This window comes from Okeania sp. SIO2B9 (genome assembly GCF_010672505.1).
Taxonomy (GTDB): domain Bacteria; phylum Cyanobacteriota; class Cyanobacteriia; order Cyanobacteriales; family Microcoleaceae; genus Okeania; species Okeania hirsuta.
Genome location: NZ_JAAHGK010000005.1, coordinates 1 through 18209, shown reverse-complemented (window position 1 = coordinate 18209; position 18209 = coordinate 1). Strand labels below are relative to the sequence as shown.

Below are 18209 nucleotides of genomic sequence, written 5' to 3'. Positions count from 1 at the left end.
TCTAAATACTTATCGATACTGCCATAAATTTCCAAATCTCGTTGCCACCCATATCCATAAATTCCGGCTAATTTCTTAGCATTGTCTTTCACCTCTACCACTGCTTCTTTCATATAACGGTGGGTATTGCGAGAAATTTTTTCAGCAACAATTTTAGCTTTATTTTCAGCTAAACCAGATTCTTTAAAACGTTCAATCAAAATTTGATCAAACTTTTCCCTCAAAGGTGAATCATAGAAACTAACCAAAATTTTCCCAGGTCCTTTGTCATTAAAATCTATTTCTTCATCCAATTTTTTAATCTATTTTTGTACCGCTTCCGATGCCTCAGTTTCTGTCAGTTTTTCCGATATTTCAGGATGGTCTATTAAAAATATTCGTAAACTTTCTAAATAAGCTACCTGAGCCACCAATTGTACTTCATCTTCTAAAGTTGGCTCCTGACGAGTTTTTTCAATAATAAAAGTAATAATTCCAGTTGCAATAGGCAAAAAAGGTAAACCCGCTCCTGCAACTTTTCCCAGGGGAGAATTTAGTACATCTAAAAGTGAATCAATATTTTCAATAAAAGGTTTTAACTCTTTAGCATCCTTATTTTCTAGAGCTTTTGCTATTTCCAAAACCGCCCTACCAGACTCAACCCCACCTTTAACAGTTTCCGATAAATTCAATTCTATTTCTGTGTTGAGAACTCGCCAAATATTCCGCCAGAGTTTACTTGCCAGAGTTAATTTTTATTCCTTTAATTTTTGCCCAATATATTTGGATATCTACAATTTAATTTCTGTCAATTCCTGATTTTAAAAGAATTGTAGTAGTAGACTGACACACTTTAAATGGTGCAATAAGTGTAGGTTGGGTTGAGGGACGAAACCCAACAAATATCTTTCTTCCCTACTCCCTATTGCACAGTTTTAGCTGTGTCGGTCTAGTAGGGTGTGTTAGCAAAGCGTAACGCACCGTTGATCGTCTGTGGAACATTAAAAGCGGTAGTGCAACCCAACATCTACCTGTTTTTGTTGGGTTTATCCGGAGGATAAGCTCCGCTAACCTGGCATCAACCCAACCTACAAACTTACTTCCTTCTTCCTTCTTCCTTTTTCCTTCTTCCTTCTGCTATAACATAATTATCTTTGTCCCATCAGGAGTTAGATTATGTCCAAAATTAGAGAAGAAATGTCCGTATTAGTCCGTCATGAAGGAGATTGGAAAGGAACATATACAATAGTAGATAATCAGGGTAATATTATCGATCGCCATAGTTCTCATTTAACTTGTCAATTTCCAGATAATGGAGAATATCCCTATTTTCAAACTAATCGTTATGAGTGGGAAGATGGTAAAAAAGAAGAATATAAATTTCCTGGAATATATCGAGATAAAAAAATTTGGTTTGATACAGAAAGGTTGGATGGTTATGCTTGGGAAGTAGATGATTCAACAATTATTTTGTGGATTACATATAAAGGAATGCCAGATTTATATATCTATGAAATGATTAATATTAGTCCCGATAATAATCATCGCGCTAGAACTTGGCATTGGTTTAATAATCATCAAATAGTTAAACGAACAATAATTAAAGAAGAAAGAGTCTTAAATTAGGAGTCAGGAGTCAGGAGTCAGGAGTCAGGAGGGAAGATGGGGAGATGGGGGGGATGGGGAGATGGGGGGGATGGGGAGATGGGGGGGATGGGGAGTGTGGTCAGAAATTAAAAAATATATATCTTCACACGTTCGCGAGCAGGACAACCAAATAGTTTAAATAATACACCAAAAATGAAAGCAGTTCGCATACATGAATATACAGGTATTACTGGTATTCGAGTAGAAGAAACAGAAATGTCGCCACCAAATATTGGTGAAATTAGAATGCGTGTAGGAGCAGCAGGAATTAATAACTCAGACCTGCAAATGACCTACGGAAAATATAAAAGACCAGGGAATAATGCACTACCTCAAATTTTGGGTCAAGAAGCAGCAGGTATAGTTGATGCAGTAGGGGAAAAAGTTGAAGGGTTTTTGCCAGGAATGCGGGTAGTAGGGCAGGTTAAAGGAGGTTTTGCCGAAATGGCGATCGCTCCAGCAACAGAATTATTACCTATTCCTGATGATATTTCCTTTGAAGTAGCTGCCAGTTTACCTATTAATTATTTGACCGCTATTTTAGCTCTTATTTATCGGGCAAAAGTTCAGGTTGGAGAGTGGGTATTAGTCCATCCTAGTAGTGGTGGTGTGGGGACGGCAGCAATACAACTAGCGAAATTATTGGGAGCAAAAGTTATCGCCACTGCTGGTAATAGAGCTAAAGTGGAATACTTATTGAAACTGGGTGCTGACTATTGCATTGACTATAGCAATCAAAATGTAGTTTCTGAAGTCAGAAAAATTACAAATAATATAGGGGTACAGGTGGCAGTGGATGGTGCTGGTAAAGTGACATTTGCTGACTGTTTAGAAGTTATAGCTAATAATGGTCGTATTGCTTGCTATGGTACGACTACTGGTTTAGATGCTGCTTTACCAATGGGAAAATTACTGGGGCGCAATATTGCAGTTTACGGTATTGCCCTTTGGTATAACAGTGATTATCAGGCAAGTTGGCAAACTCTCAAAAATTTAATTATACCAGCATTTGTGCAGGGAAAGTTGCAACCGACCATCGAGGAAGTAGTCAGTCTGGAGGGAGTGTCAGCAGCATTGACGAAAATGGAGGAGCGTCGTTTGATGGGAAAAATTATTGTAGTTCCTTGAGAGTTATAAAATTAAGGGTAGTTCTGCGGAGCGTAATGGTAAATAGGAAGAAGCAATGCCTAGTGCGGGCATCCTGCCCGCTAATAAGGGAGCAAGATGCTCCCACTACCGTTTCTGGTAACAAAAATAATTACAATGCATCACCAGCAAATTAAAAATCTAATATAGTGATCAAAAAACTTTCTCCTTCTTTTCTTCTTTCTTCCCTCCTGAATTCTGACTTCTCCGTCATTTATTTATAACTATTTAAACGGATATAATATAATTAGGAGTTTTACTGATGAATTCTATTGACGTGACTAGACAAACCAATATAAAGATTAGAATGACTAATCTATATGAAACAGATTTTGTTCAATGGACAGAAGAACAAGCAAAAGCTTTGAGTGAACATAATGAAAAAGCACTTGATTGGGAGAATTTAAGAGAGGAGATAGACAACTTGGGAAAAGAGCAAATTAATGCAGTTCATAGCTTTTTAAAACAAATTATAATTCACAGATTAAAGCTAGACTACACTAATGATATCCAATCGCGCGGACATTGGATTGATGAAATTGATGATTTCCAAGATGAAATTGAGAGAAGACTTACTAATACCCTATTAAATAAAATCAATATTCAACCTGAATATGAGCGAGCAAAGCGTAAAGTTTTAAAAGTATATGATGTTAGTTTACCCGATATTTGTCCTTATACTTTTGAAGATTTGATGAAAAGATTGCCAGAAAATTGATGATCGCGGTTTTCATCACGATCATCGATTATTCTGCTTTTATAGCACCCATTTGAGATCTATATAATTATGGTTCTCAAGTCTTTTCGCGCATCAATTTTGAGGAAAAATCATCAGCAAGGAGTGTTGAATTTTTTGTATTATTTTTCCCCACATCTTCCCTCTTACCTCCTGTCTTCTGTCTCCTGTCTCCTGTCTCCTAGCTAAAAAAACGCGCATATTTATGAAGATACGATCAGGGGTTCTATAGCAATACAAGAATTGGTCCGGACATTTTTCAATCCTAAAATCCTTTTACAGTTTGCTATTCCCTATTCCCTAGCGCGTAGCGCTATAGAGTTTGACTAAACCGATGAATATTCCAAAATAAAGATAATTCTAGTCCCCCATCAACATAGATATGTTGACCTGTGATAAATCGACTTTCTGGAGAACAAAGAAAGGCCACTAAAGGAGCTATATCTTCCGGTTGTCCCCATCTTCCCATGGGGGTGACTTGGGGAGGCATTTTATCAATATAAGGAACTTTATCAAGATAGCCATCCCAAGCTTGAGTTTTGATATAACCAGGGGTAATAATATTAACAGTAATTCCCCGTGGAGCAACAGCGATCGCGTAATGTTTGGCCAAAGTTTCCATTGCTGCTTTTGCGGGTGCGGCCATTCCATAAACTTTTCCTGGGTTATGAACACCTGTTGCAGAAATAACAATGACTCTACCTTGACCATCAACCATATAAGTTAGAGCTTTTTCTATACAACGAATAAAAGCTTTAGGATAAATTTCTTGAGCTGCTTCATACTGTTCAAAAGTAAAATTTCCTGGGAGTGTTGCGGTAATAGCATAACCAGCGACATGAACAAAAGCTGTGAGTTGACTATTAAAGTTTTCTTCAACTACCTGAAATAAAGCATTAACAGTTTCAGATTTTTTGATGTCTCCAGCTACAGTAATAACCTTAATATTCAATTTTTCTAACTCTTTTTTAACTGCAAGAGCAGCATCATGGTTAGAATGATATCCCAGGATCAGATTAAAACCATCTTCAGCTAATTTACGAGAAATAGCTAACCCTATTCCACGAGTTCCACCAGTAATTAAAGCAACTTTCATAATTCTTAAAATAGTTAAGTTTTAGGTTCAGAGATTAATATTTAGATTAGTCTATTTTATCTCCTATAAATAGGTAGACACAATTATTGATATAGCAGATTTCAAACTAATGCGGTACAACTCGGGGTAAATATTTTTTGCTTGTTTCACTACCCTAATTCCCATCTTCTCTACTCCCTACTCCCTAAAAGTATCAATATATGTACCTCATAACTTCGGAAACTGCTGTATATTTACTACTCAGATATATTTTTTATTCCCTATTCCTTATTTTCTACCTCCACCAAATATTAAATTAATTTTGCATAGTGGAACTTGCCATTTCAAAGAACTATAGATTACATTATAGTTTACTTAAAAAATACCAATTTCAACAGGGGACTAAAGTATGATGGGCGAAAACCAAGAAAATAGCAATAGTGAATTTGAAGTACCATCAATTAAAGAAGACTGGGGAGGAGATGGTAGGGGACGGATGAATTTATCTGGGAGAAGTACAGCAATTTCTCCTCAGTTTATCCCTCGTCAATACCAAATTTTCGACTCTAATACTGTACCAGAAATTTTAGATTGGCGCATCCAGGGAATGCCAGAAACTGTCCCTTTCGCAACAAGAAGATTATTATCTTGGCATAATTGTGGTGCATCTACATCTAGGGTAAGTTTACCCCCTCAATTTACAGCTCCCGCAGGAATATTTACAGCCGATCTAGAAATTTTTTTTGTTCTGAGTGGAGTTATTCAAATAGGAGAATGGCAATTAGATAAACATAGTTACTCTTTTATTCCTGCTGGAGTTAGAGTTGATAATTGGAAGGTTTTAGGAGATGAACCTCTAGAAATTCTTTGGATGGAAAATGGAGTAGTTCCCTTTAAATATGAAGCCTCAGAAATAGATCATCCTGATGCTAGAATGAGTGAGTTGGGCGACGCGGGGTCTCATCCGCTTTTTCCCCATTCTCGTTCCTGAATTTCCACAACTTCCTCAGGCTGAGGACGGAAGCCAAAAGCACATACCGCGTCCAAAGATACGCTCAGGGGTTCTATAATCCATCCAGGCAGTCAGTATGGGCAACAAACACTCACGACCAAGGTGCTAGAGTGTTGGCAATGCAAGCAGATGGTAATTTAGTTATCTATGCAGATGGAGGCCGTGTTCTTTGGGCTTCAAACACTCATGGGAATCCAGGTGCTTTCCTAGCTATTCAACAAGATGGTAACGTGGTTGTCTACACCAATCGTGGTGTGCCACTTTGGTCTACGGGTACAAATGGTCGTTAATTGGCTATTGGCTGAGTACGATCGCCGATCGCGTAGGCTATGTTAGCAGGGAAGCAATCTATCAATAAATAGATAATCTCTGTTCCTGCGTAACTCACAAAATCCTTTGCATAACTAATCTAGCCACAGCAGTAAGGTGTGTTAACAATAGGGAACTTACCACAGGATTAACTCAACTCATCCTTGAATGTTTCCCTGCCTATCCCTGTACTAAATCGAACAGCTTGGCGATCGCATTGCAGATAAGCTCTAGAAGTCTTCTCTGTCTGCGGGCAGCAAAAGTTTTCGATATAATGCTAAGTAAACATTTTTTCCTCATGCCAGTTTATGAACTACCGAGACATCATTACAATTGAGCCTGAAAAACGTGGTGGTAAGCCTTGCGTCCGTGGCTTGCGTATTACAGTCTATGAAGTCCTTGAGTACCTAGCTTCTGAGATGACTGAAGCAGAAATTCTAGACGATTTTCCCGATCTGACGCGAGAAGATTTAAAAGCATGCATTGCTTATGCTGCTGACCGCGATCGTCGGTTTATGAGTGCCCCATTATCCCCATGAAATTACTTTTTGATGAGAATCTATCGCCTAAATTACCAAACCGTTTGAGCGATTTTTTCCCAAACTCCCTTCACCTTCGAGATGTGGGCATGAAAGCGACAATCGACCCAATCGTTTGGGATTATGCATGCATACAACGATCTAATCATCGTCTCGAAAGATGCTGATATGCACGATCTGAGTTTAGTATTTGGAAATCCACTGAAAGTGATTTGGCTTCGCCTTGGGAACTGTTCGACATTACAAGTTGAAAATTTGCTGCGTCGGGAGTTTAGCGCGATCAAATTATTTGACGAAGATGAGACTTTATCCCTGCTTGCTTTATCATGATGCACTAGGTTTTTACCTGCTGCGATCGCATACATTTTGTTTTGCGAGCGCTTGCTTGCTATACTTCCCTCAAAGACAGTCCATACCGACGAGACAAACACCGGGAAGTTAAAAGCTGCTGGAGTAAAGCAATGGTGAAACCTTCAATTCTTGACCCTGCCACAAGTTACAGCTTTAGCCAGTATAACACCCTAGCCTTTGACACCGCCGATGTTCTAGCGGGACTTGAACGATAAAAAGCAGAAAATTAGGATATAATGCAATTAAATCAAGAGTTTCACGTTGAGAGGTAAGAGTTATTAATGGCTTTTAGTGATTATAAAACTATTGCTCAAGTTCAACAAGAGTATAAGATCAAGTATTTGGAAGCAGACTTTATTGAAATTACCCATTTAAAACCTTCTGATCTGTTTGTCAGGGAATTGAAATTCAGCGAACAGAACATGGATATATACACATCTGAATACTCAAGATGTGAAAATATTATTTATCCAATTTTAAGAGAAGTTTATAAAAGTTTTATTGATAAGTATACTCTTTGGAGCCACAAGTTCATAACATACGATACTAAACTAAATGGAGCGCCTGATTACTTGTTTTCAACAAAGTCAGAATTAGGTAAAACTGTTTTGGGTTTTCCAATCGTCGTTGTTGTTGAAGCAAAAAAGAATGATTTTAGTGAGGGATGGGGGCAATGTCTCGCTGAGTTGATTGCTGTGCAAAAATTAAATAAAGCCGAGGAACTTGCTGTGTATGGGATAGTAACAGATGGAGAATTATGGCAATTTGGAAAATTAGTATCCGATGAATTCACAAAAAGCAAGTTGAGAATTGCTATTACCGATTTAGATAAAATTTTCGGAACAATAAGTTTTTTATTGTCAAGCAAAAGGGAAGCAGATTGAAATTAAACTCGGTTTTTTCTTGCCTTCAACACCAAAGTTTAATAGTATCCCATGTCCTTTATTGAAAATCAAATAGGGGTTCCCCTCTGCAATCCAAGGTTTGAAGAGGGGAATTCTCACTCCATTGTTAAATTTGGGTAAAATTAGCGGGGTCTTGATCGCGCCGATCGCGTACTGGAATGGGTATTCCTTGGCGATCGCCAGATAGAGCTGCCGTCGTTTCTAATGCTTCTCTCAGTCGTTTGCTAGCATAGATAGACATATCTCTGGGTACATTAATACGATCGCGCAGGTAGCGCAGGGCTGGATCGGAAGCAGATGGTGGCGGACACAGTTCTCCTGTTATCATGTAAGTCAGAGCGCAACGCAAGGCTTCATCAAAAAGGCGATCGTCCGCTGGATTAACGCGAATGATATTCTCACGATGCTTGATCACCCGTTGCAGAGCTTCTGTTCGAGACGTTTCGGGTTCTGGATACATCACATCTGGTAATCCCAACCAAGGACCGCAATCGACTCGTTTTTGATTAATCTCAGTTTGAGACTCTTGGTTAGGATAACATCCGCCCATTTGCGGTGGTAAATCGTGGGCATGGGTATGAAAATCGCTTTGTGTTCCTCTATAGGTGGATCGGGTTTCCATAGCATCAAACCAATCAGAGAGCTTTGGGTTTTCTTCCCGCAATGAATAGCCTTTGTAGTAGTAGAGACTGGCATTCATCCGCTCGATGTATGGAGTAAAAACCAAATCAACTATACCAAATTCTTCCAGAAAATAAGATCCTGGAGTACTGGCAAGAGCTGCTTCAACTTTAGCCACGATGGTGGTAAATTGATCTCGACTGCGTTGTTCGTCCCTTTGCGATCGCGTGGGGTAGCACAACCAACTACACCAACCGCGAAAGAGTAGGCGTTCTAGCTGGCGCAGAGGCAGCGCTCGGCGATCGCCCATTCCCACCCGATTTAATGGACCAAATGCGTTTTCTAATGCTAATAAGATATTATCACTTTCTGTAATTAACTGACCGTCAAGTTCTAGCGCAGGAAGCATTCCCGATCGCACCTTTTGCTTATACCACTTTTCTTTCGTTCCATAACAGAACATAGTGACTTTCTCGATACGGTACGGAATTTGCTTTTCCTCTAACCACAGCCACACTTTTTGGCAATAAGGACACCAAGCATGATGATCGCGATAAAGAGTAACTCGCACATCTGATTCGGCTTGTCCAAACAGCCGCAATCTTGCTTGGGAATTGGTTGGTCCGTTAATGGTATCTCGCTCAAATGTGGCGAGTTGTTGTAGTTCTTCCCAACTCAAAGGCAAAGATTTGGTCGATATCATAAGTTACTCCAGAAAATAATGTTCAATTTTATCACAACTTCATTTATCCGATTCGGAGTCTGACGGTTAGCAGCTTGAGGAATATAGGAAACCATGCGATTGTTCATACTTTCGCCCAAAAATTAAATAGGGCTAAGGTGTTGAGAGGGTGGGGAGTGTGGGAAGTTTGGGGAGGGTGGGAAGACAGAGAAAGTAGGAGGAATAATTTTTCTTTGATTTTTCTTCCCCTCCTCACCCCCAAATTCTGAATTTTTGAGGGTAAGGGAATTAAAACAGGCGCACTTTTTTAGAGTCGAAAAAGGCTAAAAGCTTTATTTACCGAAAAATTGTGGTTTAAAGCCTCCCCTTTTAAAGGGATAATAGAGAAAAATTTTCCTTTGAGTCAATCCTCTTCTTGTCGCTGATCGCGCGATACCAGACCCCAAGATGGTGGAAAAATATCCGAAATGCTAGAATTCAGTTGTTCTGGACGCATAATTGTGTCATTGAAATTACCGATCTAAAACCTTCTGATTTTTTTGTTAAGGAATTAAGGCTGCACTCAGAAAAATTGTAAAATATAAGTCCTAATAAAATCAGAGGCACTATAAATGTCTAAATCTAGTCAAGTTTTAATTGATGCTTTTCTCGCTGAACGTAATACACCAAATCCTCTCGGTGACCGTAGTCCTACCTGGGGTCGTCATGTAGACGATCTTTCTCTGGTCGATCCTGGAGAAATTGCAGAAAGTGTTGTAGTTATTGAACCCTGGGAGCATGTTGGCGAACGACCCAAGGATAAAGTTGGGGTCATTGCATCAGAGAACGTGGCCTATATTGTCGATCAGATACTGGGTTTACCTACCCTTATTGTGCCCGCTTGGAAGCATGGTATTTCTGACCTAAAGCGCTTTGCTTCCCTGGCAAGGGTAGCCAAACTTATAGTATTGGAAGGGGGCAAACCGGATGTTCATGTAAAAGATACTTTTTCGCCAGCATTTCCTCGTTCAGATGCTACGCAACTGATTGTTGAATTCCTCTTAAAACAGGTGCCTTTCATTGGCATTTGTCTCTCTCATCAGCTTACGGCGCAGGCCCATGTAGAATTAATCCGTGAATCTGTGGATCGTCTAGAAAAATCACAACAACCAGCGTTTGTTGCTGTCAGTCGTCGCATTGCCGAGGTGGCAAATCGCCTGAAGGTCGAAAAGAGTTATGGTACTGTCGCCCAATCTTGGAATGATGAATCGTTTGCAGTTGCTAAGAATGAAGAAATTAGCCATTCTAATACACGTTTATACCCCTACCGGGATCTTGAGATTCCTCATGTTCCGACTGAAATCACGGAGGCATATCGTGTAGTAGCAAAACGTTTTGATGCTATCATTGATGTAGCACTCCAGTACGAGAACAATCTGCACATTCAGGCATTTCATGGCAACGAAGTATCAGAAGAATCAATGCGGTTCGTATGTTGGGCCTATCAGCAAATTCACCATGCGATAACTGCTTACAGCCTTGAAGCGGCCTCGATACTAGACCTACAAAGCCTAATGGATGCACCCATTGGTGTCGAAATTTTAGCTTCAACACATACTCAAAGTGGCGATCCGTTATGTGAGGTGGCAGCAACCGGTATTTATTGGGATAACGGCCGGAAAGCACTAACTACCCAGTTTCACCCAGAACTTGATGAATCGTTAATAACAGCATCTGAAGGTTGGGCACTTTCCTGGGAAGATATGAAAAATTCTGATGGAATTCGTTTGTTAGCACGTATACTTCAGTCAGTTCTCTAAAAATGAGTAAGAAACCGCTTCCCTCATCAATTTAGGGCAAATGCCATTGAGGGCGAATGCTATTCGCCCCTAAATATGTCGTTTTCAAGGGAGTTGTATGCGTAAGTCCTGATGGTATTAATTCTTATCCTCAAATCCTGCCACTTCAGATAAAGTATAAAGAGGTCTACCTTTCACTTCTTCATAAATACGTCCGATATATTCTCCTAAAATTCCAATACTTACTAATTGTACTGCTCCTAAAAAGAAAATTGCCATGATAATTGTTGCCAAACCAGTTAATGGTGAATCTGGATAAAAAATCCGCCAATATAAAACTAAACAAGCCATCAATAAAGCAATACAAGCAGCAAATAATCCTATATAAGTAGAAAGTCGTAAAGGTACTTTAGAAAAAGAGACTAAACCATTAATTGCTAAAGCTAAAGACTTAGCAAAAGTATATTGAATATCACCAGCAAAACGAGGTTCGCGCTCAAATTTAATTGCTGTTTGTTTAAAACCAACCCATGCTCTTAAACCTCGAATATAACGATTAGTTTCTGGCATTTTATTCAACACATCTACCACACATCTATCCATTAAACAAAAATCTCCCGTATCAATGGGAATATCCACATCTGCTAAATGTTTTAAAATCCGATAATATAGAAAAGCAGGCAACTTTTTTAACCAACTTTCTTGATGTCTTTTTGTGCGTTGAGCATAGACAACTTGATAACCTTGTCGCCACTGTTCAATTAAGTCTGGAATTAATTCTGGTGGGTCTTGCAAATCTCCATCTAAAACTACAATAGCTTTCCCCCTAGCAAAATTTAAACCAGCAGTAACAGCAATTTGATGTCCGAAATTACGGGCAAAACTTAAGTAACAAATTCGAGAGTCTTGTTGATGTAATTCTCGGAGTATTTGTAGAGAGCGATCGCGACTCCCATCATTAATTAAAATTAATTCTACATCTCCATCCATTCTATTCAGAATGGCACTGATACGCCGATATAATTCTGGGAGATTTTTCTCTTCGTTATAAATAGGAATTACTATAGAATATTTCATAAAAGTAGGAAGAAGGAAGAGGGAAGAGGGAAGAGGGAAGAAACAATAATTTCCTATTAAAATAGATTTTTCCATAAATCATATTATCCTTTTCGAGCTACTCTTGTAGAGATGTTTTATAGAACATACAGCGTATTTCATATTAGCCAGGTATACCAGTCACTGGTAAGATGCCCGCACTACAAACACTTTAGCATTTATATTTGTACCTCATCTATCTGCAATCTGCTGTATCTACATTTCTGAAATTGGTTGAATAATCTTAAACTAAAACATAATATAATACCACTGAATGAATTTATGGAAAATATGATAAGCTAAGAATAGTTTAGATTCCCTATTCCCTATTCCCTATTCCCTATTCCCTTTGACAAAAATTTAGATATATGGTTTCAATGCAAAACAGCTTATCAAATAATTTATGGAAAATAAATCAACAATTAGCAACAGTATGTTTATCTCATCCTTTTGTGCAAGGAATTGCTGACGGTACACTGCCTCATAAAAGTTTTGCCTATTATGTAGGACAAGATGCTTTTTTCCTCAAAGCATTTGCCCGTGCTTACAGTATTGCTGCAGCTAAGTCCCCAGACTGGAAAACATTTGAACTGTTTCATGCTCTCGCAGGTGGGGTAAAAGAGGAATTGCAACTGCATCAAAACTATGCGGCAGCATGGGGAGTAAATCTAGAAACTATTACACCAGGATTTTCTACACGGCGTTATACAGATTTTTTATTAGCAACAGCTTGGAGTAATAATATTGGAGCGATCGCTGCAGCAATGACTCCTTGTATGCGACTTTATGCTTTCTTAGGACAACAGTTGGCTACACCAGAAATCCCAGAGCATCAATATTCTGAATGGATTCGTACTTACAGCAGTCAGGATTTTGAACATTTGACGCAAAAGCTGGAGAAAGTGATAGACAGTTACGCAGATAATACTCAAGAAGCAGAATCAACCTACTGTTATGCCATGCTCTGCGAACGAGATTTCTTTCAAGCAGCTTGGGAAATGGCAAGTGTTAACAGAGTAGAGGAGTAGCTAGGAGGAGGAGAAAATAATTTAACAGGACTTACGCACGGAAACTAAATCTAGTGAGGGCGCCATTCAGAGCTTTGCGGAGCGCAAATGCCATTCGCCCCTACATATCAATGCAGACATAAAATGCCGGAATATGCCTAGATAATTCCCACTCTCATCCTTCCTTTCTCCCGACTCCTGATATAGAATCTGGTTACACAGTATATGTTTATAATTCTATCCACACTTCTATCTCCCAAGAATTCTAATAAGTATTCAACCGGATTTGACATAACTCCTTTCTCCTGACTCCTGACTCCTGACTCCTGACTCCTTCTTCTAACGCCCCAACTTATTCGGAATACCTTCACAACCACCAGGTATCTTTCTCCTACTTTTTTCCCCAGACCAAGCACAACAATAATAACGTTGTTCGTCAGACAACCGTTTGACTCCATTAAAGTCAACATTTTCTACCACTGCACCAGTACAAATACCTGTTTGATAGTTAGGTACATGAGTACGACTGCGAGGAGTAGCAGTTTCTGCATTACCATAGAAAAATCTTGCTCCTCTCAAGTCAGCACCTACCAGACTTGCTTCATACAAAATAGTACGAGAAAAATTTGCTTTGACCAAGTCACAATCACTAAGATTAGCTCTAACAAGATTAGCATCACTTAATTCTGTCCAACGTAAATCTGTTTTTGTCAGGTCAGCACCAGCTAACATTACTCCTAAGTCAATCACACGAATACCATATTCCCTGTCTTCCGCATAACCCCCATTACCATCTAAAATAGGCCGACCAAGTTGGCGATCGCGCTTAATCGGTGTTATTAGTCTAGACTGAGATAAAAATCTGAGAATTTTCGCTTTACCTTCTCCATCTACACTTTTAATAATAGCTGCTGTACGTCCTTCAGCGATCGCTCTTTCCTGTGGCCAATCTTCCAATAAACCTTTTTCATCCATTGCCAGATCGGAAACTCCTTGAAAGTAAGCATCAATGGTTTGTTGTTGAGTAATGCGGTTTTGCTGAATGGTCAAATCTTTGGAAATAACGTATTGTCGCCAAGCTACATATACAGCAATAATTGCAATTAAAATTTGACCCAAAGCTCCGATGAGTTCGCCCACCGCTCCAATGGCATCCCAGTTAATCTGAATATTACGAGTACCTGGTTCTTGGTTTGCTCCACTTAACATCAGTAAACCAACAATAGCGGCCAAGATACCAAAGCAAGCAATAATCAGATTACGCCAAACTGGAGGAATGAGGGTTTTCCAGACTTTACCCCAACTAGGCCAAATCATTCTGATGGAAGCTACCATTGCCACAACCGCGCTGCTATAACCAAGCAGCACATTATCTATGGCTAACCCCAGAATCATTACGGCAATTGCTGTCAGGGAGACAATGGACGCAATTCGATTCTTTGGCCCTTCCTCTGCTTGATTGTTTGCCAAACCATTAAGTTGTGTGGGAGAGGAGGGTAACATTTGTTCTATTTCATTTTCTACCAAGTTTAATTGCTCTATTGGTGTTTTTACAGGAGCGATCGCTGCTTTTGTGCCATTAGAATTTTCTGAGGTTGGACTGGTGTTTTGAGAATTAGCTGAAGAAGAGTTTGAATCATTATTCATATAATTTTTAATTTTGATTTTTTTGATAGACAATTAATTTGTTAAGTTTTTGTAATATCTATAAAAAACTGAAAACATTAGAAAAGAGAAGTTATGCCAATAATTTTACGGGTAAGTTTAGCTAGAGGTTAGGTTTTATATCAATTATATTGGGACTAAACCTGCCAAGACATTAGAAGTCAAAAGTTAAAAGTTAAAAGTCAAAAAATATTGATTAATCTAGGACTCAGTCAAAAGTCAAAAGTCAAAAGTCAAAAGTCAAAAATTAGAAGCAAAAAAATATTAATTTAGGACTCAGGGGGGTTTTGATTAATTGAGATAAGGACTTTGACTTTGAGTTGGATGTGATAAGTTAACTTGACTATTTATCAAAATAATTGGGTCGCGCAACTCCGCCTTTTAAGGCGAAATATTTTTGGAGAGTTGCTCAAATCCCCTACTTCCCCTCCTGGGAGGGGGAGGGGCGAGGGGTGGGTTGACTTCTGTACGTCGCCAATCCGACGGCTCCCCTATCTAACTTCTGACTTCGTTAAGGCTCAGAGGCCGTGTATTTTCTATTAGGATAGATAGAAAGAGGTTCAAAAAGTACCTTTGTTTAAAATTTAGCCATTACTTTGATATTGTAAAATTATGACAAATTCTGAAATTCTAGTTAAGAAGGAAAAATTAGAGAACCCACCTTTGGAAATACATTATTTGGGCGATCGCTCTTTGCGTCAGTCAGCAAAGCGTGTGAATAAGGTAGATGATGATATTCGGAAACTGATACGAGAAATGCTCCAAACTATGTATAGTGCTGATGGTATTGGTCTAGCTGCACCCCAGGTGGCTGTCCAAAAACAAGTAATTGTTATAGACTGCGAGCTAGATAATGCTGCTACGCCCCCTCTAGTTTTGATTAATCCTACGATTAAAAGGTATGGTAAAGAAGTTTGTCTTTTCCAAGAAGGGTGTCTGAGTATTCCTGGGGTTTATTTAGATGTTAAACGTCCCGCAATAATTGAAGTTACCTACAAAGATGAAAATGGTCGTCCGAAAACTCTTCAGGCTAAAGAATTATTATCTAGAGCAATTCAGCATGAAATGGACCATCTTCAAGGGGTGCTGTTTGTAGACCGAGTAGAAAATAAATTGGCACTGAATGAAGAGTTGACTAAGCATAAGTTCTCTCCTAAAGCTGTCAAATCTGTTGCTTAAAGTCTCGCAAAATTAATAGACATTTCCAGAAAAGAGGCAACAGGCAACAGGGAGGAAAAATTGATAATTTCTTGATCAGAATTGATTTTATTTTTGATTTTTACCAGATGTCTAATAGACATCTAGGAATAGGGAGTAGTAGGGACGTTGCATACAAAGTCCGTACAAAGTAGGGGGAAATAATTGGGGCTTACCGATCTAATCTAAAAGCATTGACATATAAAGACAAGTGCCTTTTTGGGGTCGAATTGCAGTACCTGGTTTTTAGCTGTTGATGCTCATGCATGGAGCGTATTTTAGGCTCATAGTTGGGCAGAAAAATCCCAAATTGACAATTCTTACTCCTACTTCCTCGCTCATTCCCATTTCTCCCCTCCTGGGAGGGGGAGGGGCGAGGGGTGGGTTGTCTCCTACCCCAGCAAAAAGACTTTCCATCAGCAAACCCTAATTGATGATTTATGTACGGTAATTGATTTTATAGCAAAGAACGAGTTGATGATGAATCTTAGACAGAGAAATTCTTTTCCCACTGTTGCCTGTTGCCTGTTACCTGTTTCCTGCTATATTTTTGATTTTTACCAGATGTCTAATACAAAAGCAATAGTCCAGAAGTTTAAGATTTATTAGTTCTTAACTTTAGTGATTATCATAAAAAATTAAAATAGTCAATATTTTTGGAGAAGAAAGTTATGGTAGGAACTCCTAAATCAACATTGCTTTTGGGTGGGTCTTGTATAGCAGCGATCGCAGCAGTTGGTTCTATTTTTGAGTTATCTTCTGGGGAACCAGAATTAGGTGGTCTAGTAACAGGGATAATTTTGAGTCTGAGCATTCCTCTAGCTACTTTACTCTTTTATTTAGCAATTCAAGACGCTAAGGCGAATCAATAGAAATTAAAGAAGCGGTCAGCACTCAGCACTCAGCAAGATTACTTTTTTTAAAGTGCCAGAAGGGGATAGGGGACACCTCCTAAGATTAAACGACAAGCTAGAAGTCAGAGATTTAAACCCAAGCTTTTAGCAGTCTGAAAGCTGAGTGCTTTTTGCGGAGCATTCTGGTACGGAAAATACGGATCGCTAGTTAAGCAATAAACAATGGACAATACAGCAGATTGCAGGTATATGAGGTACAAATATTGATGATAAAGTCTTCGTAGTGTGGGCATCTTGCCCACAACAGATGTACCCCACTGATATGAAATATGCTGTATAGCAATGTGTGCTGGCATATTTACAAATTACAAGAGGTGTCCAATAGCTAAAAGTCTTATATTATCGGTTTTTTATTCCCCCAGATAAGCTGTTGCCTTCCGGAGCTATTGCCTGTTGCCTGCGCACGGCGCTATATTTAATTGACAATTAATTGTTCATTGCTTATCAATAATTATTTTGACTAAAAATTTTAAAGATATCTAAAAAATGGCATTTCTGCGACAACTGTCTACAAGAGGGGTATACGAGGAAAAGCTCATAAAAAAGTATCTATCTGAGATAGAGGAGATAGTGCTAGGACGCGATCCCAAGTGTCAAATTGTCCTAGAGACAAAATTTTATACAACGGTTTCTCGCCGTCATGCCCTAATTCGTATTCATACCAAACAGGCCAAAACTACTGGTTTAGTATGGGAAATCTGCGACCTCAATAGTTCTAATGGTACTTATATTAATGGACGAAGAATACAGGGAAGTCAAATTTTACAGGTGGGCGATCGTATTCGTCTGGGTTACAAAGGACCAGAATTCATCTTCGATAATTTATCCTACCAAAAATCAACCTTATCAGTATCACAATCAGTAAACTCTACTTCACTTCCTGTCAATTCTGTTCCTAATGTTGAAGATGTTGAAGATACTGAGTCGATAACTTTGACCCAGTTATTTCCTATTGCCTCCACAGGAAAGCAATTAGCTAAAAAAGCCTATCTTTATCCAGGTATTATCACTGTATTTTTTGTGATTTTAATGTTTTTAACCGTGGGTAGAGCAATAGCTTTCAATTTTTTATTAGCAGCTTATATTGCTACTGCTGCTTATTATTTCGTTTATCAACTTTGTGGCAAACAGAAACCTTGGTGGGTATTATTCGGAGTAGCTTTAACAACTGTTATTATCTTATTAAGTCCAATTTTGACATTGTTTATTGGAGTATTTCGTTTTATACTTCCTGGTGATATATCAGTAAATCCTGAGCAAGTTGGCTTTCTTGATTTCCTGATTAGAATGTTTTTTGGCGCGGGATTAATGGAGGAGTTGTTAAAAGCATTACCTGTGTTTTTAGCACTATTAATAGGTCGTAATTTACCTGATCCCTGGCGAAATAAAATTGGTGTTTGGGAACCTTTAGATGGATTTTTATTGGGAACACCTTTTGCAGTGGGTTTTATTTTATTGGAAACTCTGGGACAATATGTTCGGAGTATTGTGGATAGTGCTAGTTTACAATTGGGAGTAGTTGCGGGTCAATTGGTAGGATTACAATTTTTA

Annotated in this window: 20 protein-coding genes and 1 pseudogene; 14 read left to right on the top strand and 7 right to left on the bottom strand. The window is 38.8% G+C overall.

Features of this window, described 5'->3' with window-relative positions; translation table 11 throughout:
• Window positions 1-620: pseudogene (locus F6K13_RS35735) on the bottom strand (low-complexity protein); the annotation flags it as partial.
• Between the two features lie 535 nt (window positions 621-1155).
• On the opposite strand from F6K13_RS35735, the gene F6K13_RS00700 reads away from it, so the two are divergent.
• The 3 genes from F6K13_RS00700 (at window position 1156) to F6K13_RS00690 (ending at window position 3490) form a co-directional block, all read left to right on the top strand.
• Window positions 1156-1605: a DUF3598 family protein gene (locus F6K13_RS00700; RefSeq protein ID WP_124147012.1), complete on the top strand. Its 450-nt coding sequence runs from the start codon at window positions 1156-1158 to the stop codon at window positions 1603-1605.
• Window positions 1606-1779: 174 nt separating this feature from the next.
• Complete coding sequence (locus F6K13_RS00695) at window positions 1780-2754, top strand: NADPH:quinone oxidoreductase family protein (RefSeq protein ID WP_124147011.1); 975 nt, start codon at window positions 1780-1782, stop codon at window positions 2752-2754.
• Window positions 2755-3034: 280 nt separating this feature from the next.
• Window positions 3035-3490, top strand: a complete 456-nt coding sequence (locus tag F6K13_RS00690; protein WP_205127517.1) for a DUF29 domain-containing protein — start codon at window positions 3035-3037, stop codon at window positions 3488-3490.
• Window positions 3491-3583: 93 nt separating this feature from the next.
• On the opposite strand, the gene F6K13_RS00685 is transcribed toward F6K13_RS00690, so the two are convergent.
• Entirely contained in the window at window positions 3584-3709 is a 126-nt protein-coding gene (locus tag F6K13_RS00685; RefSeq protein ID WP_275670440.1) for a hypothetical protein, read from the bottom strand.
• A 112-nt stretch (window positions 3710-3821) separates the two neighbouring features.
• A complete protein-coding gene (locus tag F6K13_RS00680) occupies window positions 3822-4604 on the bottom strand; it encodes an SDR family NAD(P)-dependent oxidoreductase (protein WP_124147010.1) in 783 nt (260 codons plus the stop codon).
• Between the two features lie 388 nt (window positions 4605-4992).
• Between F6K13_RS00680 and F6K13_RS00675 the strand changes: the two genes are divergently transcribed.
• From F6K13_RS00675 to F6K13_RS00650, 6 genes are all read left to right on the top strand, one after another.
• The gene (locus F6K13_RS00675) at window positions 4993-5574 is read left to right on the top strand and encodes a DUF4437 domain-containing protein (RefSeq protein ID WP_287286659.1); all 582 of its coding nucleotides are present in this window, start codon (window positions 4993-4995) and stop codon (window positions 5572-5574) included.
• Window positions 5575-5708: 134 nt separating this feature from the next.
• Entirely contained in the window at window positions 5709-5885 is a 177-nt protein-coding gene (locus tag F6K13_RS00670; protein WP_287286658.1) for a hypothetical protein, read from the top strand.
• Window positions 5886-6212: 327 nt separating this feature from the next.
• Window positions 6213-6443, top strand: a complete 231-nt coding sequence (locus F6K13_RS00665) for a DUF433 domain-containing protein (protein WP_124142891.1) — start codon at window positions 6213-6215, stop codon at window positions 6441-6443.
• Window positions 6440-6610, top strand: a complete 171-nt coding sequence (locus tag F6K13_RS00660) for a DUF5615 family PIN-like protein (RefSeq protein WP_275670262.1) — start codon at window positions 6440-6442, stop codon at window positions 6608-6610. Before F6K13_RS00665 ends, F6K13_RS00660 begins: the two co-directional genes overlap by 4 nt.
• A complete protein-coding gene (locus F6K13_RS00655) occupies window positions 6567-6773 on the top strand; it encodes a DUF5615 family PIN-like protein (RefSeq protein WP_275670261.1) in 207 nt (68 codons plus the stop codon). The genes F6K13_RS00660 and F6K13_RS00655 overlap by 44 nt, the downstream gene beginning before the upstream one ends.
• Before the next feature lie 302 nt (window positions 6774-7075).
• Complete coding sequence (locus tag F6K13_RS00650; RefSeq protein WP_124142890.1) at window positions 7076-7678, top strand: hypothetical protein; 603 nt, start codon at window positions 7076-7078, stop codon at window positions 7676-7678.
• A 127-nt stretch (window positions 7679-7805) separates the two neighbouring features.
• Here F6K13_RS00650 and F6K13_RS00645 read toward each other — a convergent pair whose 3' ends face one another.
• Window positions 7806-9023: a glutathione S-transferase family protein gene (locus F6K13_RS00645; RefSeq protein WP_124142889.1), complete on the bottom strand. Its 1218-nt coding sequence runs from the start codon at window positions 9021-9023 to the stop codon at window positions 7806-7808.
• Between the two features lie 590 nt (window positions 9024-9613).
• On the opposite strand from F6K13_RS00645, the gene F6K13_RS00640 reads away from it, so the two are divergent.
• Window positions 9614-10801, top strand: a complete 1188-nt coding sequence (locus F6K13_RS00640) for a hypothetical protein (RefSeq protein WP_124142888.1) — start codon at window positions 9614-9616, stop codon at window positions 10799-10801.
• A gap of 117 nt (window positions 10802-10918) precedes the next feature.
• Here the strand turns inward: F6K13_RS00640 and F6K13_RS00635 are convergent, their stop codons facing one another.
• Window positions 10919-11857: a glycosyltransferase family 2 protein gene (locus F6K13_RS00635; protein WP_124142887.1), complete on the bottom strand. Its 939-nt coding sequence runs from the start codon at window positions 11855-11857 to the stop codon at window positions 10919-10921.
• 395 nt (window positions 11858-12252) lie between these two features.
• Between F6K13_RS00635 and tenA the strand changes: the two genes are divergently transcribed.
• The gene (tenA, locus tag F6K13_RS00630) at window positions 12253-12903 is read left to right on the top strand and encodes a thiaminase II (RefSeq protein WP_124142913.1); all 651 of its coding nucleotides are present in this window, start codon (window positions 12253-12255) and stop codon (window positions 12901-12903) included.
• A gap of 318 nt (window positions 12904-13221) precedes the next feature.
• On the opposite strand, the gene F6K13_RS00625 is transcribed toward tenA, so the two are convergent.
• A complete protein-coding gene (locus F6K13_RS00625) occupies window positions 13222-14529 on the bottom strand; it encodes a pentapeptide repeat-containing protein (RefSeq protein ID WP_124154223.1) in 1308 nt (435 codons plus the stop codon).
• Between the two features lie 630 nt (window positions 14530-15159).
• Here F6K13_RS00625 and def point away from each other — a divergent pair.
• Window positions 15160-15726 carry a peptide deformylase gene (gene def / locus F6K13_RS00620; protein ID WP_124142885.1) on the top strand — a complete coding sequence of 189 codons (567 nt, stop codon included), beginning with the start codon at window positions 15160-15162 and terminating at the stop codon, window positions 15724-15726.
• Window positions 15727-15990: 264 nt separating this feature from the next.
• On the opposite strand, the gene F6K13_RS00615 is transcribed toward def, so the two are convergent.
• On the bottom strand, window positions 15991-16161 hold the full coding sequence (locus tag F6K13_RS00615) for a hypothetical protein (RefSeq protein ID WP_161564918.1): 171 nt from the start codon (window positions 16159-16161) through the stop codon (window positions 15991-15993).
• A 254-nt stretch (window positions 16162-16415) separates the two neighbouring features.
• Here F6K13_RS00615 and F6K13_RS00610 point away from each other — a divergent pair, with 254 nt between their 5' ends.
• Both F6K13_RS00610 and F6K13_RS00605 read left to right on the top strand, forming a co-directional pair.
• Window positions 16416-16616, top strand: a complete 201-nt coding sequence (locus F6K13_RS00610) for a hypothetical protein (RefSeq protein ID WP_124142883.1) — start codon at window positions 16416-16418, stop codon at window positions 16614-16616.
• Window positions 16617-17144: 528 nt separating this feature from the next.
• The coding region (locus F6K13_RS00605; RefSeq protein ID WP_287286657.1) for an FHA domain-containing protein at window positions 17145-18209 on the top strand (1065 nt) is incomplete at its 3' end.